This window comes from Desulfatiferula olefinivorans (assembly GCF_054657895.1).
In genome coordinates this window covers 134,363-158,835 of the sequence record NZ_BAAHXV010000005.1, presented here as the reverse complement: position 1 = coordinate 158,835, position 24,473 = coordinate 134,363, and the positions used below count along the sequence as shown (strand labels likewise).

Below are 24,473 nucleotides of genomic sequence, written 5' to 3'. Positions count from 1 at the left end.
CGATGGCAGGCCTTGGATCGGGCGGTGGTCCTAGGGAAGGGATGTGCGGGGAGGCATGAACTATCAGTCAAAAATCCGACACTTCAGCCGTACCGGTGAAAGACCGCCCGACACCCACGGATCGATCAGCATGGGGGGCAGCCCGACAGGCTCCTGATCACAGGAAATAAATATAATCATATAAAACAATATATTGGGAAACATACTTAACACATGACTTTATAAAAATGCCGCGAACGCCTGATATGGCACAAAGGTTGCTCTTTGAAGAAATCACATTCGGCAACCCACTAACACGGAGGAACGGTTTCGATGCATACAGGTCTTGAATCCATAATAAAGGAATCCACCGCCCACAAGGCGATCATCATCGAAAAAAAACCCGATCTGAACGAGCATATTCTGTCAATCCATCGACAGGACAGCATCGAGAGCCTGGTGTGCCAGACCGCTAAAAGCTTGAAAGACATCCTTGATTATCAACTCTTCGCCTTTGTCATCGAAGAGGCCGACGGCCTGCACATCTGGTCCGACCCCTTGCTTCATAAATCCCGGCTCCGGGAAATGACGGCGAAGGATTATGCCGGGGCAGCGGTCAGTTGCTGGAACCATATCCACGAACCCTCATCCAAAGTAATCGACACCTTTTTCCATGAACCCGAATCGGTTGTCTCTTATGAATTTAAAAGCTCCGGTCAGACGGCCCGTCTGTATCTGAGCCATACGATGCCCCTCTGCCCGATGAAGAAAGGCTGGGAAAAAAGCCTGATCGCCTCGGTGGACAACGCCCTTGCCACCCTTCTGAAAATCAGGGATCTCGAACGGAGGGTTGCCACCGACCCGCTCACCGGCTGTTACAACCGGCGGGCCCTTGAAGGCATCCTGAACCACGATCTTCACAACGCCCATCGCCATCAGCGCCCCCTTTCGCTGATCATGATGGACATCGATCATTTCAAAACCATCAACGACACCCACGGTCATTTGGTGGGTGACGAAGTATTGCGCCGTCTTTCCGTCGAAATTCCTGAGGTCGTTCGGAAAAGCGATACCCTGGCCCGTTACGGGGGCGAAGAATTCGTGATCGTCCTTCCCGAAGCGTCCGCCGATCAGGCCGTGGTCATTGCCCACCGGATCCGAAAACGGATCGAAACCCTGACGATTTCCCTGACGGGCAGAAGAAACCTGACCTTCACCGCCAGCTTCGGTGTGGCCGAAGCCACACCCGACGACGACAGCATTTCCCTTCTGGCCGAGGCCGACGCCATGCTCTACGAAGCCAAACGCCGGGGCCGGAATGGCGTGGTGGCCCGCGAAGCCATGATTACCCAATGCCGGCAGTCCCTGGGCTGATCATCGTTTTATAATAAAACGCGCTTGATAGAACTCAGCGTCCGTGGCCGCCCCGGCCTCCGGTTCCGCTGTTTCCCCGTCCGCCAGGTCCGCCGGATGAACCGCCTTCAGCCTGAGAACCGCGCTCCCTGGCATTTCCCTGTCCGATGGTCGAGGACGTCCCAAGAGCGCCTATTCCCTCGCCCCGCTCCAACGCATCGGTGTAATCGCGGGCCACCATGGCCGCAGATCGGGATCTGGCCTGTTCCTGAAAACCGAGGCGCAGGGCCCGCATGTCCCTGGCATTGTACTGATGTTCCAGGGCGGCTGCGATCAATTCTCCGGTCATGTCGGAGGGCAAACCCATTCTGGCCATGCTGCGGATCGTCATCACACTCTGTTCGACCAATTCCTGGCCTCCTTCGCCACGCTCGTTTTCAAGGCGGCGCCTCAACCGCTCCACCACCTGTTTCATCTCCCGGCTCTCCAGACCGGCGCTCATACATTCAGCCATGGCATGACCGATTTCTATGTTCTTTTTATCGGAAAAAGCAAACGACCGGGCATACCTGAACGCCTCTGCGTAACGGGCCCGGACCTGTTCCATGGCCCGGACAACGGCCCTTTCCTGAACCTGCTTGGCCATTCCCTCGAGGGCCTTGTCCATGATGGGTTTTGTGGGAAGCCCTTCGTGCCGGGCCGCCTCAATGACCTTGCATGCCGCCATGACGGTTTCTTCTGAGAACCTACGCTGCTCCATCATGACGGTCATTCGACCTGTTTCATCGGACGCGCCCCCCGCTGTGACCGGAACCGAATCCGAAGCCCAGCAGACCGCCGTTCCGAGAAAGATCAACACCACCCCTTGTATCACTAATTTTTTCATCGTTCCTGCTCCTTGTCTGTCGTTATCCCTGACATTGAAACGTATTAAGCAGCCATCGGTTACAACATCTCCGAAAAAACACAGTTTTCACTGCCGAAATCATCCTTTTCCCTGAGCCTGCAAGGGGGCAGGTAAACCTCATCGTCAACGATGTAAAAATACACGAAGTCATTGGCAAACGTTACGCTGACCTGCCAGAGATCCGATTGAACCCGAACGGCCTTGTGGGGCTTGAATCCATCGTGGGAATACAGGAAACTGACCGCCTCCGCCTCAGGGCGTTTGAGATACACAACGAGCAGGTCCCCCTGTTTTTCATGGTAGTGATGAACACAGGCCGTCATCAGGAGACACACGATTGCCATCATGGGAACCAGCCTCAGCGCCATATCAGGACTCCGTCATCAATATGGTATTGATGCCCCCGAAATCATCCCGTTCGACCGTAAGGATTGTCGGATCGGCAAAGGGAACCTCCCCGTCGAGCAGATAGGTGAACCGATGAACGCCATCGGGAATATCAAGGGAGATTTCCCAGTACCCGCTTTGACCCACGGCGTCCAAAGGAATCGGTTCCCAGCCGGTGAAACTGCCGACGATGTCCACCCTGGACACGTCAGGCCGGTAAATCACGAAACGGTTTTCCCGATATGCCGCCTGCTGACCACCAGAGAGGGTGAACAGGACAACCATCAAAAGAACGGCCGCACAGGCCAGTCCCAAACTCAGAACCCGCCCTGCAAGCCGCCAATGGGGCCATACCACCACCGCCTCATCGAAGCCCGGATCGGGGAGATCACAAACCACATCACCCCTCAGCCGGACTTCAAGATCGAGAAAATCAAGCGTCTCGCGATAAAACACGTCCTCACCGTGAATCCGCTCGACAAACACCCGCTTGGATTCCAGGTCAAGGTCATTGTCGATAAATCGACTGCTCAAGTCACTCATCACGCATCCTTTCGCTTCAATCTGTCTTTCAGTTTGCACCGTGCACGATGCACTTTCACACGGACATTGCCTTCACTGATTCCAACGATGCCGGCTATTTCCCGGTAGGAAAGATCCGAACCGGACACCATGGCAATCAACTCCCGTTCAAGCTCATCCAGATGCTCCATAGCCTCCAGCACACTTCGATAGGACTCCAGGATCATCATGTCATGTTCAGGCTGGTGATCATCGGGTAGTTCCACGTCATCCACATGACGCTCAAAACGTTCTCTTCGCCTTACGTCAATCAGTGCATTCCGGGCGATCGTGAAAAGCAGCGACATACTCTGAACAGCCGGACCATAGGATGACAGCATACGCTCATAGCTACCCTGGAGGATGTCTGCGGAAAGCTGATAATCCCCGGTCATGCGCATCAGATAACCAAAAAGCCGGTCTTTGGTCTCAATGTAAAAATGTCGAAAGGTTTCCATTCTTCTTCCATAACGCAGATTCACCCGGATCGTTACAAAAAAACCGGCCGCCTGACAGTTCACCCTTTTTTTTTGACAATTCACCTGAAAACCGTTTGCGATATCATCCGAAACCAAAGATAATTGCACCAAAAAATCATGGGACGGACCAGGGCTGTCAGCCAGGAAAAGACGACCATGCCGCGCAAACCCCAAGAAACCGGCTTGAGCGTGCAGGATCGATCACACCCTCAACGAAGCCTGAACCAGATACGCCCACCAACGATTGGGAACTGATTTCATGAAAAACAGGTTCATCATTTCTCTGACAATCGTAACGGCATGCCTTCTCACATCCGTTTTCGCCCGGGCCCAGGACGCGCCGGAGCACCCCGGACGCCTGACGGGACGGGTCGAACTCGGCCTGGTCGGCATTGCCACGACAAGCCGGACCTCGGGTGTCGATCCGGACAGCTATTTCGGCCTGAGCGAGCGGTTCAGCCGCATCGACACCCTTGACAAAAACCGGTCTTTTGAACATTTCGGTTCGGCTCTTTTTCTGTTCGAGATAGACTATCTTCTTTCGGACACGGTGTCCATTTATCTGGGGACCCCGTTTCTGGATGATGACCGCGAAGGTCTCACAGCCGGACTTCAAACGGTTTACGATGACGGCAGCCTGCTTGATCTGTCAGTGTTCGGGGGCGGTGGCGAAGCCTGGAAGGACCCCTACCTCACCGGGGTGGACCGGGAAACCACCGACGTGGACGCCGCCGGTGTCGCCGTGGATTATGACGGCATCCTGGGAACGGGGCTTCACATGAGATACGCCTTTCGGGGCGACAAGGTGGACGATGACGTTTCCGGCAACGCCGATGCCGATCTGAAGCGCAGCGGGCTGACCCACACCCTAAAGGCCGGTTACACCCTCTTCCTGAACGACCGGTTCGACACCTTGCTGTCCCCCTCCTTTTACTATACCCGCCATGACGCCAAAGGCGGTGCATACGCCGCAGACGGGATCGGAATGGAACTCAGTTATGCCATGGAGCGGGGAGACAACGGATTTTCGCTGGCCGGCACCGTCGAATCCACCCGTTATGACAAACGGCATCCCCTGTTCGGTAAAACCCGGGAGGAAACCTGCTATACCCTGGAATGCTTTTACACCCGCAAGCACCTGTGGAACAAGAACTGGTATACCCGCCTGGGCGTCGGCATCAACCGGGTCGACGCCAATATCGGATTTTTTGATGAGACATCTGTCCTTTACGGGGTGTCACTGGGATATGCCTTTGAATAGAGCACCGACGACATATGGAATCAAGCTCTTTGTGGGTATCCTTCTTGTGATCGGGCTCACCCTGCCCCATCTTTCCGACCCGCCGGCAAAGACCGTTTCGTCCGACAGGACCGAGCTGCCCCCGTGTCTTGCTTCCTTCTTTCCGCGGCCCTCGACCTTTTCCCTGTCCCAGACGCGAAACCGTCTGACCCAGAAAACCATCGCCCGTAAAATTGAGGCCCTCAACACAAAACGCTACCTGTCCTTCCGGGACCGCGTGCAGCCCCTTCTTGATCTGATCCGAACCATGGAAACCCATGCCGATTCCTATGGAATCATCCTGGTCTATCGCCAGTTGGGGGAACAGATCGCCCGTGAAAAGACCACATACAGGGATAACGACGACTACCACGACCACCTGATCAAAACCCTGGCCCAGGATTCCGAGATCCCTCCCGATACCCTCATGACCATGGAACGGTTTTACCGGCTTTATCCCCGGGCCGCCATGGTTTCACCGCAGTTGACCTGGGACCATTATCGACTTCTCCTGACCATCGAAGACCACGGAACGCGGACGCGTTATGAACAGGAGGCCCGAGGCCTTTCATGGACGCCGGACCAGCTTGGTGCCGCGATCCGTGAAGGCCGCCAAAACCGAACCGACAACCCGACCGACACACCGGATCGGACAGAACGATCGGACTGACATGAACCGAATTTACGCACCGGTGATCCGGATCATCGCCGTCGTCATGGCCCTGTGGTTCCAGTTCTGCTTCATCCCACCACAGACGGCGACAGCAACCGGACCACCGATGGTGTTCGACATCGTGTCCCTGGACTACCACATCGGTTCTCCCGGAGGGCCGCCGGAGACAGCCGACGCCTGGTCCCCCATGACGTCCTTTGATTTCAATGACCTGACCGGAAGCCACGACATCTGGCTCCGGCTCCCCATGCCCGACGGAAACCGGGCCGAACCCATGCTCCTGGTTTCGGCATTTCTGAACGACCTCGACGTCTATCAAGGCGATACGCTGATTTACACCCATGGCAGGCCGTCCGATGGGGAACATCGAAATCACATGAGCCACCTCGTTCCCATCGGAAGCGCCAATGCGGGTGAATCTCTCTTTTTGCACAGCACCTACCCGGACCGCACAGGACTTGGAGATATTTTTTTGATCGCACTTGGGGAGGCCGACGACATCCTGGATATCATGATCGCCCAAAAGGAGGATCTCTATCGCAGCAGCCTTGTGGATCTCTGCCTGGGTTTCTTGCTTCTGGTCATCGGAGCAGGCTCGTTTTTTATCTTCCTGATCCGATGGAAAGAGCGCAGTTACCCCTTCTTTTCCTTCGGCATGTTCGCCCTTTTCGTGGCCTTGACCTATCTGGCCGACGCCCATGCCCTTTTTTTCCCGAACCTGTCACCGAAATCACACTATTATCTGAAATCCGTGTCCTTTTTGCTGGTTCCAGCGGGCCTTTTCGCCTTTTTCAATGCCGTGTTCACCCTGGGCCCCCGATCGAGGATGATGGTCCGTGGCCTGTGGATCATACATGCCGCCCTCGCCTGGACCACTGTGATGCCCGCATTCTCCGGCCCTGACCTCACAGTAGGCCTGCTTGTCCTGATGATTCTGAGCTGCCTTACCTGTATCGTGATCATTCAAAGGTCCCACCCGGCCGCGTCCGCGGATATCCGAAGGATCTTCACCGTCTTCTTTCTTCTTTTCATGCTCCTCATCCTGATCCATCTTCTGGAGCGTCTGGGCCTTGTTCCCATCACCTTCGATGTGTTTGGATGGAGCATGGTGGGGTTCGTCTTTGTCCTTGGCTATGTGATGATCCGGCATTACACCTCGACCTTTTACACCATGCAGACCGTCTCCCTCGAACTCGAAAAAAAAAGATCCGAGTTTCTCGAACTCCAGAAAGAAAACATCCTTTCCCAGTTTGAAGCCCTGAAAAATCAGGTGGACCCCCACTTTCTGTTCAACAGTTTCGGCACCCTTTCATCGATCATCGAAGACAATCCGAAGGCGGCCGTCTGTTTTCTCCAGGAATTATCCCGGGTTTACCGCTACGTGCTTCAGACCCGATCGAGTGCCCTGGTTTCGCTGAAGGAAGAGCTTGATTTCCTGGAGTCCTACCGTTTTCTCATGTCCAAGCGCTTTGGCGACAACCTGTCGATTGCCATAACGGTCCCCGACGCCTGCACCGGCAACCTTATCCTGCCGTTTTCTCTCCAGCTTCTGGTTGAAAACGCCATCAAACACAATATCGTCTCTCGAAAAAAGCCCCTGTCCATCAGGGTTTTCGTCAGGGATCAGTACCTGATCGTTTCAAACCGGCTCCAGAAAAAAACTCCGTCAATGCCGTCCACCCGTATCGGCCTTGACAACATCACCAACCGTTACCGCCTTCTCACGGACCGTGAGGTCCGGATCATGGAAACGCAATCCGACTTTTGCGTCTGGCTTCCCATGCTCGAAAACAAAGGACAACCCCATGAACGTTCTGATCATTGAAGATGAAACCGCCGCCGCCAAACAAATGACATCCATGCTTTCAAGGATCGATCCCGCGATCACCATCCTTGCCGTCATCGACAGCATCGACGACGCGGTGGACTTTCTGACGCACCACGACGAACCGGACATCATCTTCGCGGACATTCAGCTGTCCGACGGGGTCTGCTTCGAGATTTTCAGACAGATCCAGCCCGGGTGTGCGGTGATTTTCACCACCGCCTTCGATGAATACGCCGTTGAGGCCTTTAAGGTGAACAGCATCGATTACCTGCTCAAACCGATTCACCAGGAGGATCTGAAAAAAAGCCTCGACAAGTATCATGCCATGAAACGCGCCTTCGGTTCACCGTCCCCAGAAAGGCTCACCGCCCTTCTTTCCCTCCTCGATCAGGGCGACACATCGCACAAGACACGGTTTCTGGTCAAATCGGGGCAGACCCTTCGGCCGGTTCAGGCCCGTGACGCCGCCTATTTCCTGATAGACAGCCAGCTTGTTTTCCTGGTGACCCGAAGCGGCAGCCGCTTTCTTGTGGAGCACACATTAGATGAGCTGGAAGGCCTGCTCGACCCGAACGCCTTTTTCAGAATCAACCGGCAGATGATCGTCTCCCTCGATGCCGTTTCCGCCATCCACCCCTTCTTCAACAGCAGGCTTTCACTGGACCTCACCCCGCCCCTGCCGTCGGAGGTCCTGGTCAGCCGCATGAAGGTCAGCGACTTCAAAAAATGGCTGGACCGGTGATTGTTTCAGCGTCGGCAGTCGTTTAAAGAACCGGAACCGCCCCGAACCGGCACCCAGCCCCCCGCCTTGACCGTTCACCCACCCGATTCGTCAATTCACCGGATTTTGATATCCGCTGCCTGCGTTCTTCATTAATCTGCTTTCAAATGTTGATGAACTCGTAAAACGTCATCAAATGATGGCAAAAAAACGTTCCGTTTAAATGGGCCTCCGGCGGCCAGCTTTTGAAAAGCTGGACAAACGGGTTGGGTGCGTAAGACTCGAATAAAAGGAGCATTCTGACCCACCGGACTATCCAGAAAATCACGCTTGTTATGAACACGTGATAGTTTAAGACCTGACGGCTCCGTAAAAAGTCCGATATCTGCATTACGCGTCATCCCTCGTCACTGCGGCGTACCCTAAGTACGCCTCATTCCTTGGGATTCGCAAACCTTGATCTCGAACATTTTACGAAGCCGTCTGAAATTCGACTTTTTACGAGACCATCAAGACCTGTTTTGTCAAACTTTTACAAAAAGTTTGGCCCCCGGCAGGGCTGTCGGAGACGTGAATCGGAACAGACATATGACAACCACTATAAAATCGGACGTTTTACGAAGCCATCAATGTTCACCTATTATCACCCCATCAGAAGGAGAAACATCATGACACCCTATCGCTTGATCATTATCGCTTCATTCGGCTGCCTGCTGGCTTCAGGCTGCGCATCGGGCCCCAAACCCGTTCATCAGCGCGGCTGGATCGGAGGGACCTGCCTCGAGGCCGACACATCCTTTTTCAAAGCCCAATGCGCCAATTACTTTGAGCACGGCGCCGGTGTGATTCCGGCCCTGCCCGAAGCCATCCGCGACACAGGAGAAGACGCCCTCTTCGTATCCAGAGTCTTCGACCGGACGCCTCTTAAGGCCGCGGACATACGGGAGGGGGACCTGATTCTGTCCATCGACGGAGAACCCGTAAACGGGCTCACGCATTTCCGGAAAACAATCGACGGCGCATCGCCGGGTGACGGCCTTACCGTTGAAATCTTCCGCAACGGCCAACGGATTCATAAACAGGTGACGGTGGGCATGGAAACCTATCAGAACAGCCGCGCCTTCTCCCTGGGCTTCCGATTGAGCAGCACGCTCAACCCAATCCCCCTGCCTGGATTCAATCTTCTGGGGCTTCTGAGTTTCGAGACAAACAAAACCAGGCTGGAGCTTCATTCTCCGGAATTTCAATACGTCGACGCAACCTTCCCCAAAGGCGACAACAGCGACCCCATCGCCGAAAAAGATCCGGCCTGCTTTGAGGGATGGGACGCATGGTGCCTGATCTTCGGCTTCAGCGGGAAAAAAATCATTCTGGACCAGCGTCTGTCCGGCGATACCAACCCGCAATCGTGAGGTGAACCATGGGCTCATTTCAGGACAACCAAGACGAGATCATAACGGGCATCAATATCACCCCCCTTGTGGATATCATGCTGGTCCTTCTGATCATCTTCATGATGGTGTCGTCCATCGTGGATGTCCACGGCATCACGGTGGAACTTCCCCAGGCGGCCACCGGTGACGATGTTCAGGCGAAAACCGTCTCGGTCATGATCTCCCCGTCGGGCGATTATTATCTGGCCGGAGAGCGGCAGGACTCCTTCGAGGCCCTGACCGCCAACCTTGATGCCCGAAAGCGGAGCGAGCCGGATATCCAGGTGGCCATCAGCGCCGACCGGAAAACCTGCCATGGGGACGTGATCCGGGTCATCGACATGGTGAGAACGCTCGACATCGCCCGGTTCGCCATCAATGTGGAATACCTGGAGAACGCGCAAAGGCCATGAAAACATCACAGAACACCCTGGTTGCAGGCCTGATCGTTTCGATGACGATTCACCTCGCCCTGCTGGTTTATTTCCGATCCATGGAATCGACCGTCCCGTCCGGGGCCGTCGAAAAGACCTCGATCCTCGTTCCTGTGACGATGACGCCTTCGATCAGGACGTCCGAGCCCGAGGCGGTGACCCCCCCGCCTCCGGAGCCGCCGCCCGCCCGGAAAAAAGCACAACATATCGTGAAACGGACGCCGTCGAAGAAACAACCCCTGAAACCCGCTCCGGTACCGGTGTCCCATGAACAAAGCACGACCAAGCCCCCGACAAGCCCAGATGCGGTCACACCGGTTTTCGGTGTCAGCCGAAACTCTGTGGCCGAGGCGTCTCCAAGCGGGTTCACGGCCCGGGTGGGAAACACGCTGATGAAGGAGCAGGAGGAGGCCTTTACCCCGATCGAGAAGGTCAGGGATTATCGAACGTTTCCGGTGTTTGAACTAACCACCCTGCCGGAATTTTTGCTGAAAATCACGCCGGAATATCCCGTGCCCTTGAAAGACGAGGACCGCGAAGGCGAGGTTGCCCTGTCCGTCAGCATCGATGACGCGGGCAGAGTCACACACGTGAAAGTGCTTCGCGCCAGCCACAGGCTGTTTGCCCAGGCGTCGGTGGAGGCGGTTAAAAAAAGCCGGTTCAAACCGGCCACACGGAACGGGACCGCCGTGGGAACCGTTCTGGATGATCTTGTATACACCTTTATTTTGGACGAATGACACATGAGGAAATCATTATGATGACAACACACGTATCCCTGCTTGCTTTTTACGCAGCCCGGGTCATCCTGGGCATCCTGCTGGTTCTGAGCGTTTTGACCCTGGCCTTTTTCATCGAGAGGATGATCTTTTTCAGACGAAGGTTCCTGCGTCACGACACCCTTCTGCCGGAGCTCGAAAACGCCCTGTCCTTGAAGGAGGTTTCAACGATTCTCATGCAGCACGATTCGGCTGAAACGGCCGTGGTTCTGAAAGGATTGAACCACGGGCACCCCACCGCCAAGGGGTTTTCCCACCATGTTTCCGCCTGTTTTCATATGGAAAAACAAACCTGGGAGCGATACTCGAACTTTTTGGGTTCGGTGGGCAGCAATGCACCGTTTATCGGACTTCTCGGAACCGTTCTTGGCATTTTGAAATCCTTCGCCGATCTTGGGATGGCAAAGGCAGCGGGACCCCAGGTGGTGATGGCCGGCATCTCGGAAGCCTTGATCGTCACCGCAGTCGGCCTTGCCGTGGCCATTCCGGCGGTGGTTTTTTTCAACATCTGCAAAACAAAAATCAAAGCCGGAAGCGTCCGGGTCGAATCGATCATCGACATGATCTGTTCGAAAAACCTTTTCAGGGAAGGACGGTTATGAAACGGATATCCGCATCGATCATCGTGATCATCCTGTGCATTGCGACGATAAGTCAGGCCGGGGAGGCCCTTAGGCCGGGCCGAAAAGATTTGGCCAATGAAACAAAGCAAACGACACCGGAACACCTGCCGCTGATTTCCGGACGTGTCGCTGAAAAAGGAACGCGGAACCGCCTGGCCCATATCCGGATTTTCGTGAAAGACAAGGCATCCGGGGCCATGGTCTCCTCGGTGACGACCGATGGGGAGGGAAACTTTTCCGTCCCCGTCTGCCCCGGTGATTACACCCTGATCATCGCCGCCATGGGCTACGACACCTTCGACCAGAGTGTTTCCGTTGCAGACCGGGACATCGAGGGCCTTATGCTCCGGATCGTGCCACGGACCATCAACCCCTACCGGGTCGTTGTCCGGAACAAAAAACAAACCAGCGAGGTGTCCTCCCAAACGATTTCCATCCAGGAAGCCGTGGCCATTCCCGGCAGCAACCGGGATGTCCTGAAGTCCGTCACCAACATGCCGGGCGTCAACGCCGTATCGGTGTTCAACGGATACGGAAACGGCATCGTGATCCGGGGCTCGTCACAGGAAGACAGCCTCTTTACGGTAAACGGTCATGAAATACCGGCGTTTTACCACTTCGGGGGCCTTGAAAGCATCATCGAACCGGAAATGATCGAATCGGTGGATTACAATGCCGGGGGGTTTTCGTCCGAGTACGGGAATGCCATGGGTGGGGTGATCTCCATGAACATCCGGAATCCCCGAACCGATCGGATCGGGGGGTACATCAACCTCGGGCTCCTCTCATCGTCCTTCATGATCGAAGGCCCGGTCTCTGACACGGATTCCTTTTATTTCGGAATGAAACGGGGATTTCTCGATCAGTACCTCAAAGCGGCGGAACGTGTGGAAAAGGAAAGAAACCCGGACAATGATCTGGATTTCATCAAATACCCTGTCTATTACGACGCCTCGTTCATGTACAGCCACAAAGCTTCTCCCGGCAATGAATTCCGCCTGATCGGCATCAACGCCGTGGACAGCTTCAAGGTTACCGAGCCGGAGATTCCGGTTTCGGAGCGGTATTCGGATACCCTCAATCACAAACAGTGGTTTTCGACCCTCATCGGTGAATGGCGATTCAAAAACGGAACATTCAACTCGGTGCTTTCTCCGATGTTCACCGAATCGCGGTTCACCTGGGAACAGGGAGAGAGGGCCTATCACCGCCAGAGCGTCTCCAATTTTTCTTTGAACGAGAACGCCGAATACCGCCTGAACGACACCCATCACCTGAAAGCCGGTTTTCGCATGGATTACGCTGGAGTGAATCTGGATTCATGCACCCTCGTCCTCGACAAAGAAGGGGAGATTTCATACGACAACACGGATCTTGAACTGACCCTTGACAAGGATTTCAATTTTTTTACACCCTCGGTGTATGCCATGGACCGAATGCGTTTCGGGAAACTGACCGTCACGCCGGGGGTTCATTGTTTTCGGGATACGTACAATCACCACTCGGTGATCGACCCCAGGCTGTCGCTGAAATACCAACTGACCGACCGGACCGCCCTCAAAACCGCCGGGGGCCTGTATTCTCAGATGCCCCAGTACGACGAATTCCTGGAGCCCTGGGGCACCCGGGGGCTGAAGCCCGAGCGCTCCACCCATACAGTGGCCGGAATCGAACACGCCTTCACGCCGGACCTGTTTCTTGACATCCAGGGATACTACAAACGCTTTGACGATCTGGTCGTCCGTGACCGCGCGGATGATCCGACGTTCTACACCAATGACGGCAGCGGACGGTCCTACGGTGCGGAAATCCTCCTGCGCCGCTCCATGAACGATCGTTTCTTCGGCTGGATCGCCTACTCCTATTCGGTGGCCAAACGGACCGACGGCCCGGGCAAACCGGAACGATACTTTGATTCGGACATCCCCCACAACCTGGTCGGCGTCATGAGCTACAAACCCAACCGCTACTGGTCTTTCGGCCTGAAATACCAGTATGTGTCCGGCACACCCTACACCGACCTGCTCCATGTGGACACACGATACGATGTGGACAACAACGAATACATTCCTCTGTACACGGGACCTGTCAACGACAGACGGTTCAGGTCACACCACCAGGTGGATTTCAGGATCGACCGATACTGGCTGTTCAATGAATGCGTCATCAGCACCTACATCGATATCCGTAACGTCTTTCAAAACAAATACGTCACGGGCATCACGTACAACGAAGATTACACCGCAAAGGAGGAAGAGGTGTCGGTCGACTCCGAAATCCCCCTGATTTTTCTTGGAATGAAAGTTGATTTTTAACGGCCATGGGCCGGCCATGACGCGGTGCAACCGCCGACGTTCAAAAAAACAAGGAGACGATCTATGACACCCATCCGATATGCAATCCTCATGCTTTTGGCCCTGATGGCTTCGGCATGCGGCGACGACAACCTGCCTGAAGACCACGTTGTCGTCGATTATAAAATTCTTGCCGTACGCATCGAAGCCCCGGAAGCATCGCCCGGCGACACCGTATCCATGAAGCTTCTCATCGGCGGTTCCGCCATGGACCAGGATTCCGTGATGCCTGTCACATGGCGGATCAATGACCCGGACGGAGACGTCTTTCATGAGGAAATCGTGCCCTATAACGAGGAATTCGTGCTCGACCTGCCCGCGGGAATACTGAATGGCAACCCATGGCTGGACGTTCCGGTCACGTCCTCGGTCGCCCTGGGCTCCCGGTCCCTTTCCGCCCTCAAGCGTTTCCGGATAACCCCCGCACCCGTCGGCGCCAACCCTGTGATCTCCGGAATTTCGGCCGACTGGTTATCGGGCGACACCCATCACACACGATCCGTGATGACGGGGGACACGGTAACGGTCGACCGTTCGGTATTGAACATCGCCTTCACCGCCGAGATGGCCGTTCAGCCTGAGAACGCGATCGATTCACCGGTCTATTCCTGGTATGTGACCCGGTCCGATCCTCCGGGCGGAGAGCTTGAGGTCGACGATCGACAAACCGTGATCGAATCCCTGCTCGGTGAGGGGGCCCAGGCTGCGGAGTTTCGTCAGTCCGTGGTGTTCTCCCTGTACGGTGAAAACGCCGAAGGAAGCTTCCAGAAGGGCCGCTACACTGTCTACCTGGTGGTCAGGGACAATGCGGCCCGGTCGAGCGACGTGTCATCCGACCGGCTGGGCACGAACTTTTTCTATTTTTCACTGGCGGCGCAATGAACCCCTTGCGACAACGGTGCCCCTCCTGCAATGGCCTGTGTGAGCCGGAGGAGCACCTGCCAGCCGGTTTCAAGGGAATCGATGCGCAGGTATTCCTCACGGCTGTGAAACCGCCCTCCCTCACAAAGACCCAGGCAGATGGACGGCCAGCCTGCGGCAAGGGTGGCGTTGATGTTGGTGCTGCGGACCACGGACCGGGTGGATCTCCCGACGGATTCAAGGATGCGGCGCACCAGGGGTTCGGTCCGTTCGGGAAGGACAGGGCGTGCCGCCGGGCGCTGCCCGATCGGGGTGCACCGGGCCTTGACCCGGTGATCCTGGTTGACGAGGGAAATCTGTCGGTGAACCAGACGGTCGAGGGCCGTCAGAGGATCGGGGTCCACACTTCGAAATTCGAACCGGGCAAGGGCCGATCGTGCAATGGAGTTGATGCCCTCCCCGCCCGTTACGGTGCCGATATTGAACGACAGGTACTCACGCCGGCCTGCGGCCCGTCGCACGGTCTCCTGTTTGAGAGTGTCGAGAATCGCCATCATCCGGTCGATGGCCCCGGGAAGCCCGTAATCGCTCCAGCTGTGTCCGCCGGGGCACTGGACCTCAAGGGCATAGCGAAGGGATCCCAGACCCGCCACCGAATACTCGTCAAAGCAGAGATCAAAGGAAATAAAGGCATAGGGGGCCGAGGGATGATCCGCCACCACCTGCCGGACCCCGCAAAGGTCGCCCTCACCTTCTTCTCCGGTGCTGAAAAGAATCCGCACCGGCCGCTCCACGGCAACCCTTTGACGGATCAGGGTAACGGCCAGCATGGCCAGGAAGGTTACGGCGGTCAGGTTGTCCGTCACCCCCAGCCCGTACAGGCAGCCGTCCCGATGGTCAAGGGATTTGGCGCAGCCTTCCTGGACCACATCCATATGGGCATCGAGTACCAGGGTTTCGGACCAGGGGCCCTCCCCAACGCTGACCCACAGATTGCCGGCACCGTCCACACGGGAGGGCACCTTGTGGGCGGTGAGGAAACGTTCAAGGACCAACCGCCGGGGGGCTTCATTCAGGCTGGGCCCCGGGGTCAGGGCCAGCCGTTCGATCAGATCGAGAAACATCCGCCTGTCAAAATCTGGTGTCATGGTCTCACCCGCCTATAAATTTGACATCATGGTTACCGTGATTAAGTTAGTATAAACGGGCTTTAATTAAACAAAAAGCCCCGTAACATCAACGCTAAATGGAGGTATTTGACTGATCGCCGCGTAAAACGACAATGTTGACGAGAAGAGAGAATACATGTAATCCATGACGCGGGCGGTGCGACCGGGTTTCATCTTCCGGACGCGGTGACCGGCAATGATTTACGGCGCACGGCATGAGAGAACGCGTAACCGGTGCACAACAGGATTTCCTGTTGTGCACTTTTTTTTTGAGGGGAAGAACCGGGTTGCGGCAAATCACTTGCTGGTGAACCCGCCGATCAGAAGAACAACGACTCCCAGAACGATACAGGCCAGATAGAGAGGCGCGGACACCGCCGTATCGGCCAGGGTGTACATCAGGCCCTCGGCCATGGCGTCAACGGCATCGATCCGTTCCGGAGAAAGAACGTCCCGAAGGGTCAGATCGGGAAAGGTCAGGGTGGTTTTCGTGGCGGCGGAAATGCCCTTGAACACAAGCATGAACAGACCTGAAACAAGAGACACCAACCCGATCGCAGATACTTTTCCCATAAAAACGCTCCAATCGCGCATTGCCTGTGAGTTATTGTATGTCCGTCACCGCCGGTAAGAACGGCGTGCGGTCCGGCGCAGGGCCTCTGAAAAAACGTGAATTGTCACGGCTCAATCGTCATAGGCGAGCATAACGGCTTTGGTCAAATAATTCAAGCCCAGGCAAACCGCGGCAACCCGATCACTCCCAGAGACTGCCGATAAAACAGCGTCCGCCAAGCCCCCGGGGTTCCGGGGCAGGTTCGTATACCGTGACCTCGGCCACATCCCCTGTGGGTTGAATGATCTGGTGGGATGCCGAGAGGCGCTCATCGGACGGACGGCTGTCCTCATACCCGACAATCAGATTGCCGGCACCGTTGTCCGCTCCCTGATTGACGCCGCTGCCGTTGACGATCTGAAGATTGGCTCCGGTAAGAAGCAGGGTGTTGCCCCTGCGACTCACGCCGTCGAGCAGGGTCTGAAGATCGGCAAGCTTGCTGCTCAGGAGGCGTATCCGCTGTTCCTGCTCTTCGATGGTCCGGGCCATGCTATTCATCAGCTCAGGATCCAGGGCGGCTTCCCATTCCGTTCGGGCCTGGTGGTCCTCGGCCATGGCGACGGCGAGTTCATCGATCTTCCGATTGATCTCTAAAACCCGTCCGTCCAGATCGTCACCTTTGGCCTGAAGGGTTTTCACCGTCGCGCCGAGGGCCTCGACGGTTTTTCCCTGCCGTCCCAGCTGTGCATCGAAATCTTTTTTCCGAACAATGGCCGGGTCGATGTAGGCTTCCTTGACCACCCCCCGGGTAATCATGTCACCGCTGATCGCGCCGCCGACCGACACCTGAGCCGGAGCCGGAGCGGTGCGCCGGGGAGACGCGACGGCCGTCGCGGAGTCCTTGACCGGGAGACAGTCTTCCACCCCGGCCCGACGAAAATAATCACAGAAATCGTTGATCTGACTGGCACGGTATTCTTCCAGATCCAGCTCCCCGATCCATTTGATGTACCGGGAGGTGTATCGCCTTATTCCGTTCATATCGGTTCCCTCGAACAACAGGGCGAAAATGGCAGGATGCGTTGAAAAACGGGAATTTTCCATGGGCCTGAAAAACACTTCAAAACTGATCATCGTATAGGTGGCGTTCAGGAAGAAAATATCCACCGGCCGCTCGAATTTGATTTCTCGCCGCCGTTTTTCCGCTTCAAGGGCGCGAACCTCATCCTGGGCCGCTGTAATCAGGGCGAAGTTGGCGGCCTGTTTTTCCGTACCGCCCGGAAGAAGGCGAATGTAGGAAGAGTAGCCGGTCACCGGTTCGGCCTGGACGGATGAACCACCGACAAAAAACAGGAAAACAATGATCGCCGCCTTGATTGACCGCCAGGATTTCATGACCCTACCTCCAGGATGTGATACAAAAATTTTATCGTTTGTCATGGTGCTCGGTTCAGGACTCCGCTGCCCGTTTCCGTTCCAAATCTTTCAACAAGGGAAGCAGGATTTTTTCCTTTTCAAGCCTGATGTCTGGATTTTTTTCAAGTTCCACGGATTTCTGCAAAATGGCCGTGATGTCCACAAAAACAAACTCCATGGGCCGGACACCCGCTTCCTGGATCGCATGGACACGCACCGTGTCGGTAATGCGCACCTTCGTTTGGAAATCTCCAAGCCTGAACGCCGTGACCGGACCGGTTTCCACGCATTCCTGGTCCGAACAGACCCGATACCCCACAACGGGATCGGGGCTTGATTTCCATTTGATCCACCCGTGGCCTCCGTTTTTCATTTCATACCCCGAAAGGATACGGAATGCTCTCAGACGTTTTTCGCCCGAATCATCTTTAAGTTCGTTCAACAGGGCCAGATAGACACGGTCCAGACAGTCCGCGGGATCCACCAGGGCCAGGGCGTCCATGGCCGCCTCACGCACCACCGACGAATGGTCATGCTCATAGCGATCGAGCAGAACAGAGGCGACACCCTGACTCCCGATCTGTCCCAGGGTGCTCACCGCCTGACGCCGGATATCAAACCTGACGTCCTCCAGCTGGTCGATCAGGACCGGCACGGCCCGAATCGCTTCGGAGCCCATGCTGCCGACGGCTTTCATGGCCTCGATTTTCACATAATGGTAATGGATTCTGCGATTGGTCTTATCGCCGATGACATCGAGAAGCACCGGCAGGGCATTTTTTGCCGACACACCCATTCCGGCAAGGATTCGGGCGGCCTGACGGGCCGTGTTCACACTCCGTCCTTTAAGATCGTTGGACAGAAGCCGGACATAAAGGTCGTGCTGATCCTCACCAAGGGTGACGAAAAACTCCTGCCAGACCAGAGGGATCCGGCTCTTTTCACCCTCGAAAAGCACCGTCGGCGGAATGATCTGCCTGAGGGCCCAGGCCGAAGCGTCCCGGACCTCTTCGTCCCGGTCCTTGAGCCCGTCGGTCAGCATGGGAACGCCATGCACCAGAAGAAGATTGATGCTGCCAATGGCATCATGTGTCGCGTCCTTGAACTGATCGAGATTCAACTGGACCATGGGATCGGGAACGACGTTTTCCTGGGTCAGGGTGTCGGCGATTTCCCGGGGGGTATTGTAAAGGGGAACCAGGGCCACGGACAGCGGCTCCAGTATCTTACCCAGAGTGCGGGCGGTGTTGATCCGAATATCCCGGTCCACATCGGACATGCTTCGCCCTAACGAAACAATCGTCCGTTCCATTTTGATCGCACGGGAAACGATCATGCGTGTGGTTTCAGTGCGGATCCCGATGTCGCCTTCTTTGATGGAATCCACCTGACCGGGAATATCTTTCAATTCCCGATCCGCCAGGGCGCCGACGGAGATCAGGGCAAATTTTCGGGTTGAAAGATCAAAGCTTTCCATGCGGGCAAGCAGTGCATCCATCTCAGGAAAGTCGGCAACAGGCTCGTTTTCACCGGCCGGATCCGCGGCGTCTCCCAGACCGAACGCCAGGTCTTCTTCTCCGGTTTCTCCGGAGGCCAGGGCGTCTTCGAGGACAGGACAGGCAGCCGCAGGAACCGGTGTCGGCGCAGGCGCGGGACGAGGTTCAGGCTCTGGTTCAGGGTCTGGTTCGGGTTCGGGCTCGGGCTCGGACTTCGACGAACGAAATCCCAGACGAACCAGAAGGTTCTCGGCCGTTTCTCGGATATCCTTCTCTCCGTCATCGACCCGGCCTTCCAGGGCCCGGCCGATCTTGGCCGTCAAAAGCTGAATGTCCGTCAGGCATCGTGCGGCCCCGTCGACGGGCGGCCTGAGTTTTCCAAGAGAGGTCAACCGGGGGATCGGACGGGCCAGCTCGGCGCTGATCAGATCCAGCGAGGCCACAGACGCCCGCCGAACACCGGGGTCGATATCGCGGCTGCCGATGTAAAGGCTCTCAATCACGGGATTCAGCATGGTCACCAGGTCGTTCATGTCCGCCAGGGCCTTGGGGCGGCTATCGGCCTGATCCAATGCGGTAACATAGGCGGCCATGTGGCGATTGCGGATGGGACTCAGACGGCCCAGGGCGACGGCGGCATCCTCACGGACAGCGGGATCGAAGCTGTCCATCGCCTCGAGGGGTTTTTCTATGACGGGACCGGACGGTGACGTTTCGGATAAAACGGTCGTCGAGGAGGAAAGCATCTGACAGCCTGTGGAGACGACCCAAACGATGAGCGCCGAAAGTATTCCGGCCGTGAGGAACCCTCTGTGGAAAAAACCCGTTAAACCATCCAATGATAAACCATCCCCACGTTCACGATTCAATAGCATATCAGAAGCTGAAGGTCGCCTTGGCGCCGAACAGCATCCAGTCTTCTTTTTTGCGGTCATCGGGATTGTTGCCGTTCATCATGACCGCCGTTCCGTTCATGCTGTGGCCTTCCAGCTTGAGCACCCAGTTGTCCAGAAGATCGAAACGCATGGACAGACAGACGTCCTTGAGCCAGGCCGAATGATCCACGGCAAACCCTGACCCGTTCTTATCATCCTTGTCTGCATAATACACGGAATAATATCCGCCGACCTCGAGCAAGTTGTTGAACCGGTAGGCCAGGGAGGTGTAGTAGCCTTCGGTGTCCAGCTTCTGATCGGAAAAGATCGATTCCAGGGAAAAGTCGTATTTATTGAGAGAATATTCGGATACCAAAAGAAAATTGCCGTAGGCGTATTCCAGTGAGCCGGTGAGGGACTGGGCCCGGGTCGTGTATTCGAGAGGCGAGGTGCCTATGCCCTGAGCCATGCCGGTCATGGACAGGTCCACGGTCCAGAAAGTCGTGTTCAAACTGAGGCCCGATATCGGGGTTTCCCAGAGAAGACGCCCCACCAGGGCCGTTTCCTGATCGATGTCGTCAGGCTCGTAGGTAATGCCCGACTCCAGAAGCTGTTCCTTGGTTGTGGTGGCCACCCCGCTGTCCAGGGCGATATCGACCTTGCCCACCTGGACGTTGGTGCTCAGGCGCCCCAGTGAGGAACTGCCCAGACTTGAGTACAGCTCGAGCCCGCTGATCCCGGCAATGGTGGACCGCCAGGCCTCGTTATAGATGCTCTGGGGGAGCAGGATGGAGGTTCTCAGGAAATCTGCGTCACGTCCTGTATTGTACAGGCCGTGATGCAGCTTCATTTTACCGATCTTGACCCCCACCCATTCGTTGAAGGCATAATCACCGTTGGCCCAGTTGATGTGAATGCTCTCATCGCCGAACTCACCCATTTCATAGGCCATGATCTGGATGCCGACCCGGATGTTTCCCCGGATGTCGGTGGAAAAACTGATGCCGGTTTCCTTCATTTCGAAGCTGCCGTCTTCGGTGTCGGCAAAAAACTGGTTATCGGTGCTTTGCAAATAACCCTGGGAAATGAATCCGTGAATATGAATGCCGCCGGGCTCGGGCCCATCGATTTCGATGGCCCATGCCGAGGCGCTTATCAGACACGTTATGACCATCAGCCCCAGCCATGGAACCCTTTGCTTGTTCATGATTGACTCCTGTCGTCCTGAAAGACCGTCCCTTGCGTATTAAAAAAGGCCCCAAAGGGGTTAAACGGGTGTCCGTGGCGGACGCCCAAAGCCATCCCCGGCTCCCGGGAGGTAAAATAAAAAAATGGAGAATTCCTGTTTCGTTCGAGGCGATCGACAACGGAAATCAACAGAGGCACCGCCCATCGTTGTATGTCATGCAAGGGTGCTCAGTCAACATGCCGTTGTCGTCCAGGAAGCATGACCGCATTGACCTGCGTATCATGTTTTTGTTTTTAATTCTGTTTATTAAATGGCTTTTTCTTTGTCAACCTTATTCTCAGCGGAAAACCTTTATTGGCAGGCTGTTTCAAACAACAACGACCGCACCGGACAAACCGGAGCGGTCGTTTGTGATCCCTATGCGTTCACATGACCGTCAGGGAAGACGCCCCCAACGGCAATATCCGAAAGAAGGACCGGAGTTCTTACAGTCCGTTGATGCCCACGGCTCGTTTGACCACGGTCAGAATCATTTTGAAAGGCGTCACCGCGTGGAGTCAATCGTTCCGTTTTATTTTTTCATACGCATCCGTCCGTTTCCATGGGGACATCCGCGCCGCTCTGTGGTATGGTGGCGCTGTTGACAAAAACGGGCGCAAGGCCCCGAGGACAAACGATCTCCTTCAGCCGGACGATGCATGCCATGTTTGAATTCGCCAGAGAAAACAAATCCCTGATTTTTCTGATCGCTTTCTTCCTCCTCGCCCTGGAGGTCGAAATCTTTGTCAGTGCCGTTCTCAAATCGGGTGACCACTCGAAAATCCAGGTTCTCAATGACCAAAACGAGGTGATCTACGAAAGCCTCGAAAAAAAACTGTATCAGTTCAACAAGTACTATTTCGAGCAAAACTTCGGCCCCCTGACCAACTACCGGATTCGCCGGGTCGAAGAGATCAGGCCCTTTCCCTTCCGGGCCTGGCTGATCTCGGCCATCGGGCTGCCCATCGGATTCATGCTGGTCCTGGGTTTTCTGGTCAAGGCTTGGGCCGTTTTTTTCAAAGGGGACAGTCCGGTTTACCATGACGGTCACGTCCCGCCCCACCCCGAAGCGACGGGCAGGATCGGAGCGTTCATCGCCACCGTCAGTCGCCTCAACATTTTCGTTCTTGGTTTTTTCATCGTTGCGATCCTGTTCCTCTACTGGGTTCTACCGGACCTGATCCTTTTCATCAGCCGGACGGGCGTCGAAACCCTGATACGGTTCAAATGGTTTTTCATCGCTGCCGCCCTTGTCCTGACGGCTCTCGTCGTGTGGTTCATCTACCTGAAGTACCTCCTGGCAAAAAAAGCCATCGAAGGCCGCACGGAAATCGAAAAGATGAAGCTCCAGATCATCCACGACACCCATGACCGCGACCTGGCCATGCGCCTTATCGGTGACGGGACCGAGGCCGACATCCCCGGTGACATCACGGATGTCCACCGGACGTGAGGGGCCTTTTCACTGATCTGCCGAAGACGGTCTCAACAAAAAACTTTTCTTTGTCGCCGGACTGTCCTATACTGTTCTAAAAATTTTCGATTCCTGATGACGATCCGGTACCACGAACCGACATGCCCCGCGCATGAATGAAACGGACGTCCAAAACTACCCGATACAATCATTATTGCTGCGTCACTGACTATTTCCGACCACGGACCCAATCGCAATGCGCGATCCCGGTTGACCCGATGACCAACGCGACGCTTCGGCCCTGGACCGATGCGCCCGACAATCCCCGGGCCAAAGATTTGTACGCCGGGAATCAGACGCAGCGCATTCAAAGGAGTGCTCGATCATGAAAGTGCTGATTGCAGACGATCATGAAATCATCCGTGAAGGCTTGACCCGCCTGATTGACCGCCAGGAAGACATGCATGTGGTGGGCTATGCCGAAAACGGCCTGGATGCCGTGTTCAAGACCCGCTCCCTCACACCCGACATCGTCATCTTGGATACGGGCATGCCCGTTCTCAGCGGCCTTGAAGCCGTTCCGCTGGTCCATGAAGCCTCACCCGACACCAAGATCATCATTTTCTCGACCAACAAAAACGATGAATACGTTTACCGTTCCTTCACCCTGGGGGCCGCCGGCTATGTGCTGAAGCTCTCATCGAGCCGGGACGTTCTCGACTCGATCCGGGCCGTAAGCCGGGGAGAACGCTTTGTGAGCCCCGTGATCAAAACGCGCATCATGGGCATGCTCGATAAAAAAAAGGGGGACGCATTCAACCTGAATCGTTACGATTTGCTCTCATACCGGGAACAAAAGGTGTTCCGGCTCATAGCCGAAGGCTTTTGTCCATCGGAAATCGCCACCTTGTGTTCAACCTGCGAAACGACGATCCGTGCCATGGAAGCGACCATCTGCGACAAAATCGGAATTCACGACATGGAAACACTGGGCCGTTTCGCCGAACACATCGGCGTGATCCCGTCGTCGGGCCGGCATGACATGCCGCAAGCCGTCATGTAAGCCGACGCAGCATCCGTATCGCGATCGGGGTATGAATTCGCCTTTTGTTTTCGGAGGCCCGGCATGGGATTGACCCTGCCTTGCATCGAATTTTTCCTTGAACATTCTCAGGCCATGGATTATACTTCCGTAAAAAATCGGAGGCGTCGCCATGATAAAAACCTTTCTTGCCCACTGTGTCCTCTTTCTCCTTGTCGTCGGCCCTGCGCTGCCCCTGTATGCCGGCCCCACGGAACTCTCGGACAACCAGCTGACCGACATGGCCGTTGACGACAGTGTGTCCCCCGAGGCCAAAACCGACGAAAACGGCAATCCCCTCCCCCCCGCAAGCGATCTGATCAAAAACCCGGTGGATGATCCGGCCGAAATCAGCAAAACGGAAGTTCTCCGCCTTGAAAACCAGGCGGCCGACCAGCGGGTCATGGACCAGATCCAGAACACCCTTCAGGGCGTCGGCAACCCGGAATAGTATTCACCGTTCCATTGCCCGTCAAAAAGCGTTCCTTATTCCGCGAATTTTTGTTTCCAAATTTTCCTGAATTGTTTTATCGTTTCAAAAACAAACACCCGGTCACCCCCTCCGGTCGACGGCCGTGATCTGTCGCCGG

24 protein-coding genes are annotated in these 24,473 nt (G+C 55.7%); 15 read left to right on the top strand and 9 right to left on the bottom strand.

What is annotated here, in order from left to right; genetic code table 11:
* Positions 1 to 312 precede the first annotated feature (312 nt).
* Entirely contained in the window at positions 313 to 1,353 is a 1,041-nt protein-coding gene (locus ACYQ11_RS06100) for a GGDEF domain-containing protein (RefSeq protein WP_459922873.1), read from the top strand.
* Between the two features lie 34 nt (positions 1,354 to 1,387).
* Here ACYQ11_RS06100 and ACYQ11_RS06095 read toward each other — a convergent pair whose 3' ends face one another.
* The 4 genes from ACYQ11_RS06095 to ACYQ11_RS06080 are packed head-to-tail and all read right to left on the bottom strand — an operon-like array spanning position 1,388 to position 3,645.
* Positions 1,388 to 2,218 carry a hypothetical protein gene (locus ACYQ11_RS06095; RefSeq protein ID WP_459922872.1) on the bottom strand — a complete coding sequence of 277 codons (831 nt, stop codon included), beginning with the start codon at positions 2,216 to 2,218 and terminating at the stop codon, positions 1,388 to 1,390.
* Positions 2,219 to 2,277: 59 nt separating this feature from the next.
* Positions 2,278 to 2,607, bottom strand: coding sequence for a hypothetical protein (locus ACYQ11_RS06090; protein ID WP_459922871.1), 330 nt, complete (start codon positions 2,605 to 2,607; stop codon positions 2,278 to 2,280).
* A gap of 1 nt (position 2,608) precedes the next feature.
* A complete protein-coding gene (locus ACYQ11_RS06085; RefSeq protein ID WP_459922870.1) occupies positions 2,609 to 3,169 on the bottom strand; it encodes a glycogen-binding domain-containing protein in 561 nt (186 codons plus the stop codon).
* The gene (locus ACYQ11_RS06080) at positions 3,169 to 3,645 is read right to left on the bottom strand and encodes an RNA polymerase sigma factor (RefSeq protein ID WP_459922869.1); all 477 of its coding nucleotides are present in this window, start codon (positions 3,643 to 3,645) and stop codon (positions 3,169 to 3,171) included. Before ACYQ11_RS06080 ends, ACYQ11_RS06085 begins: the two co-directional genes overlap by 1 nt.
* A gap of 280 nt (positions 3,646 to 3,925) precedes the next feature.
* On the opposite strand from ACYQ11_RS06080, the gene ACYQ11_RS06075 reads away from it, so the two are divergent.
* The 10 genes from ACYQ11_RS06075 to ACYQ11_RS06030 all read left to right on the top strand — a co-directional run bounded on the left by ACYQ11_RS06075 (position 3,926) and on the right by ACYQ11_RS06030 (position 14,672).
* Positions 3,926 to 4,927: a DUF2860 family protein gene (locus ACYQ11_RS06075; RefSeq protein ID WP_459922868.1), complete on the top strand. Its 1,002-nt coding sequence runs from the start codon at positions 3,926 to 3,928 to the stop codon at positions 4,925 to 4,927.
* Positions 4,920 to 5,615 carry a DUF1016 N-terminal domain-containing protein gene (locus ACYQ11_RS06070; RefSeq protein ID WP_459922867.1) on the top strand — a complete coding sequence of 232 codons (696 nt, stop codon included), beginning with the start codon at positions 4,920 to 4,922 and terminating at the stop codon, positions 5,613 to 5,615. The genes ACYQ11_RS06075 and ACYQ11_RS06070 overlap by 8 nt, the downstream gene beginning before the upstream one ends.
* A 1-nt stretch (position 5,616) precedes the next feature.
* Positions 5,617 to 7,443, top strand: coding sequence for a sensor histidine kinase (locus ACYQ11_RS06065; protein ID WP_459922866.1), 1,827 nt, complete (start codon positions 5,617 to 5,619; stop codon positions 7,441 to 7,443).
* Entirely contained in the window at positions 7,424 to 8,188 is a 765-nt protein-coding gene (locus tag ACYQ11_RS06060; RefSeq protein ID WP_459922865.1) for a LytR/AlgR family response regulator transcription factor, read from the top strand. The genes ACYQ11_RS06065 and ACYQ11_RS06060 overlap by 20 nt, the downstream gene beginning before the upstream one ends.
* Positions 8,189 to 8,835: 647 nt before the next feature.
* Positions 8,836 to 9,579, top strand: a complete 744-nt coding sequence (locus ACYQ11_RS06055) for a PDZ domain-containing protein (protein WP_459922864.1) — start codon at positions 8,836 to 8,838, stop codon at positions 9,577 to 9,579.
* 8 nt (positions 9,580 to 9,587) lie between these two features.
* A complete protein-coding gene (locus tag ACYQ11_RS06050) occupies positions 9,588 to 10,013 on the top strand; it encodes an ExbD/TolR family protein (RefSeq protein WP_459922863.1) in 426 nt (141 codons plus the stop codon).
* Positions 10,010 to 10,774: an energy transducer TonB gene (locus tag ACYQ11_RS06045; protein ID WP_459922862.1), complete on the top strand. Its 765-nt coding sequence runs from the start codon at positions 10,010 to 10,012 to the stop codon at positions 10,772 to 10,774. The genes ACYQ11_RS06050 and ACYQ11_RS06045 overlap by 4 nt, the downstream gene beginning before the upstream one ends.
* 17 nt (positions 10,775 to 10,791) lie before the next feature.
* Complete coding sequence (locus tag ACYQ11_RS06040) at positions 10,792 to 11,415, top strand: MotA/TolQ/ExbB proton channel family protein (RefSeq protein WP_459922861.1); 624 nt, start codon at positions 10,792 to 10,794, stop codon at positions 11,413 to 11,415.
* A complete protein-coding gene (locus ACYQ11_RS06035; protein WP_459922860.1) occupies positions 11,412 to 13,751 on the top strand; it encodes a TonB-dependent receptor in 2,340 nt (779 codons plus the stop codon). The genes ACYQ11_RS06040 and ACYQ11_RS06035 overlap by 4 nt, the downstream gene beginning before the upstream one ends.
* Positions 13,752 to 13,814: 63 nt before the next feature.
* Positions 13,815 to 14,672 carry a hypothetical protein gene (locus ACYQ11_RS06030; protein ID WP_459922859.1) on the top strand — a complete coding sequence of 286 codons (858 nt, stop codon included), beginning with the start codon at positions 13,815 to 13,817 and terminating at the stop codon, positions 14,670 to 14,672.
* Here ACYQ11_RS06030 and ACYQ11_RS06025 read toward each other — a convergent pair.
* From ACYQ11_RS06025 to ACYQ11_RS06005, 5 genes are all read right to left on the bottom strand, one after another.
* Complete coding sequence (locus ACYQ11_RS06025; RefSeq protein WP_459922858.1) at positions 14,648 to 15,799, bottom strand: M20 family metallopeptidase; 1,152 nt, start codon at positions 15,797 to 15,799, stop codon at positions 14,648 to 14,650. The genes ACYQ11_RS06030 and ACYQ11_RS06025 overlap by 25 nt on opposite strands.
* 318 nt (positions 15,800 to 16,117) lie before the next feature.
* Positions 16,118 to 16,393, bottom strand: a complete 276-nt coding sequence (locus tag ACYQ11_RS06020) for a hypothetical protein (protein WP_459922857.1) — start codon at positions 16,391 to 16,393, stop codon at positions 16,118 to 16,120.
* Between the two features lie 181 nt (positions 16,394 to 16,574).
* Positions 16,575 to 17,768 carry a hypothetical protein gene (locus tag ACYQ11_RS06015; RefSeq protein ID WP_459922856.1) on the bottom strand — a complete coding sequence of 398 codons (1,194 nt, stop codon included), beginning with the start codon at positions 17,766 to 17,768 and terminating at the stop codon, positions 16,575 to 16,577.
* Positions 17,769 to 17,823: 55 nt separating this feature from the next.
* Positions 17,824 to 20,031, bottom strand: a complete 2,208-nt coding sequence (locus tag ACYQ11_RS06010; protein WP_459922855.1) for a HEAT repeat domain-containing protein — start codon at positions 20,029 to 20,031, stop codon at positions 17,824 to 17,826.
* Between the two features lie 130 nt (positions 20,032 to 20,161).
* Positions 20,162 to 21,367 carry a hypothetical protein gene (locus ACYQ11_RS06005; RefSeq protein WP_459922854.1) on the bottom strand — a complete coding sequence of 402 codons (1,206 nt, stop codon included), beginning with the start codon at positions 21,365 to 21,367 and terminating at the stop codon, positions 20,162 to 20,164.
* 32 nt (positions 21,368 to 21,399) lie between these two features.
* Here ACYQ11_RS06005 and ACYQ11_RS06000 point away from each other — a divergent pair, with 32 nt between their 5' ends.
* The 4 genes from ACYQ11_RS06000 to ACYQ11_RS05985 all read left to right on the top strand — a co-directional run bounded on the left by ACYQ11_RS06000 (position 21,400) and on the right by ACYQ11_RS05985 (position 24,334).
* Positions 21,400 to 21,993, top strand: coding sequence for a hypothetical protein (locus tag ACYQ11_RS06000; RefSeq protein WP_459922853.1), 594 nt, complete (start codon positions 21,400 to 21,402; stop codon positions 21,991 to 21,993).
* A gap of 59 nt (positions 21,994 to 22,052) precedes the next feature.
* The gene (locus tag ACYQ11_RS05995; RefSeq protein WP_459922852.1) at positions 22,053 to 22,841 is read left to right on the top strand and encodes a hypothetical protein; all 789 of its coding nucleotides are present in this window, start codon (positions 22,053 to 22,055) and stop codon (positions 22,839 to 22,841) included.
* A gap of 346 nt (positions 22,842 to 23,187) precedes the next feature.
* Positions 23,188 to 23,865: a response regulator gene (locus tag ACYQ11_RS05990; protein ID WP_459922851.1), complete on the top strand. Its 678-nt coding sequence runs from the start codon at positions 23,188 to 23,190 to the stop codon at positions 23,863 to 23,865.
* 151 nt (positions 23,866 to 24,016) lie between these two features.
* Positions 24,017 to 24,334 carry a hypothetical protein gene (locus ACYQ11_RS05985; protein ID WP_459922850.1) on the top strand — a complete coding sequence of 106 codons (318 nt, stop codon included), beginning with the start codon at positions 24,017 to 24,019 and terminating at the stop codon, positions 24,332 to 24,334.
* Positions 24,335 to 24,473: the final 139 nt, after the last annotated feature.

Bases quoted from the DNA above. Each gene is read 5' to 3' on its own strand.
- ACYQ11_RS05990 (WP_459922851.1), top strand. From the start codon at position 23,188: ATGAAAGTGCTGATTGCAGACGATCATGAAATCATCCGTGAAGGCTTG.
- ACYQ11_RS06080 (WP_459922869.1), bottom strand. From the start codon at position 3,645: ATGGAAACCTTTCGACATTTTTACATTGAGACCAAAGACCGGCTTTTT.
- ACYQ11_RS06095 (WP_459922872.1), bottom strand. From the start codon at position 2,218: ATGAAAAAATTAGTGATACAAGGGGTGGTGTTGATCTTTCTCGGAACG.
- ACYQ11_RS06090 (WP_459922871.1), bottom strand. From the start codon at position 2,607: ATGGCGCTGAGGCTGGTTCCCATGATGGCAATCGTGTGTCTCCTGATG.
- ACYQ11_RS06050 (WP_459922863.1), top strand. From the start codon at position 9,588: ATGGGCTCATTTCAGGACAACCAAGACGAGATCATAACGGGCATCAAT.
- ACYQ11_RS06065 (WP_459922866.1), top strand. From the start codon at position 5,617: ATGAACCGAATTTACGCACCGGTGATCCGGATCATCGCCGTCGTCATG.
- ACYQ11_RS06060 (WP_459922865.1), top strand. From the start codon at position 7,424: ATGAACGTTCTGATCATTGAAGATGAAACCGCCGCCGCCAAACAAATG.
- ACYQ11_RS06020 (WP_459922857.1), bottom strand. From the start codon at position 16,393: ATGGGAAAAGTATCTGCGATCGGGTTGGTGTCTCTTGTTTCAGGTCTG.
- ACYQ11_RS06055 (WP_459922864.1), top strand. From the start codon at position 8,836: ATGACACCCTATCGCTTGATCATTATCGCTTCATTCGGCTGCCTGCTG.
- ACYQ11_RS06040 (WP_459922861.1), top strand. From the start codon at position 10,792: ATGATGACAACACACGTATCCCTGCTTGCTTTTTACGCAGCCCGGGTC.
- ACYQ11_RS06015 (WP_459922856.1), bottom strand. From the start codon at position 17,768: ATGAAATCCTGGCGGTCAATCAAGGCGGCGATCATTGTTTTCCTGTTT.
- ACYQ11_RS06075 (WP_459922868.1), top strand. From the start codon at position 3,926: ATGAAAAACAGGTTCATCATTTCTCTGACAATCGTAACGGCATGCCTT.
- ACYQ11_RS06005 (WP_459922854.1), bottom strand. From the start codon at position 21,367: ATGAACAAGCAAAGGGTTCCATGGCTGGGGCTGATGGTCATAACGTGT.
- ACYQ11_RS06100 (WP_459922873.1), top strand. From the start codon at position 313: ATGCATACAGGTCTTGAATCCATAATAAAGGAATCCACCGCCCACAAG.
- ACYQ11_RS06045 (WP_459922862.1), top strand. From the start codon at position 10,010: ATGAAAACATCACAGAACACCCTGGTTGCAGGCCTGATCGTTTCGATG.
- ACYQ11_RS05985 (WP_459922850.1), top strand. From the start codon at position 24,017: ATGATAAAAACCTTTCTTGCCCACTGTGTCCTCTTTCTCCTTGTCGTC.
- ACYQ11_RS06035 (WP_459922860.1), top strand. From the start codon at position 11,412: ATGAAACGGATATCCGCATCGATCATCGTGATCATCCTGTGCATTGCG.
- ACYQ11_RS06025 (WP_459922858.1), bottom strand. From the start codon at position 15,799: ATGACACCAGATTTTGACAGGCGGATGTTTCTCGATCTGATCGAACGG.
- ACYQ11_RS06010 (WP_459922855.1), bottom strand. From the start codon at position 20,031: ATGCTTTCCTCCTCGACGACCGTTTTATCCGAAACGTCACCGTCCGGT.
- ACYQ11_RS05995 (WP_459922852.1), top strand. From the start codon at position 22,053: ATGTTTGAATTCGCCAGAGAAAACAAATCCCTGATTTTTCTGATCGCT.
- ACYQ11_RS06030 (WP_459922859.1), top strand. From the start codon at position 13,815: ATGACACCCATCCGATATGCAATCCTCATGCTTTTGGCCCTGATGGCT.
- ACYQ11_RS06085 (WP_459922870.1), bottom strand. From the start codon at position 3,169: ATGAGTGACTTGAGCAGTCGATTTATCGACAATGACCTTGACCTGGAA.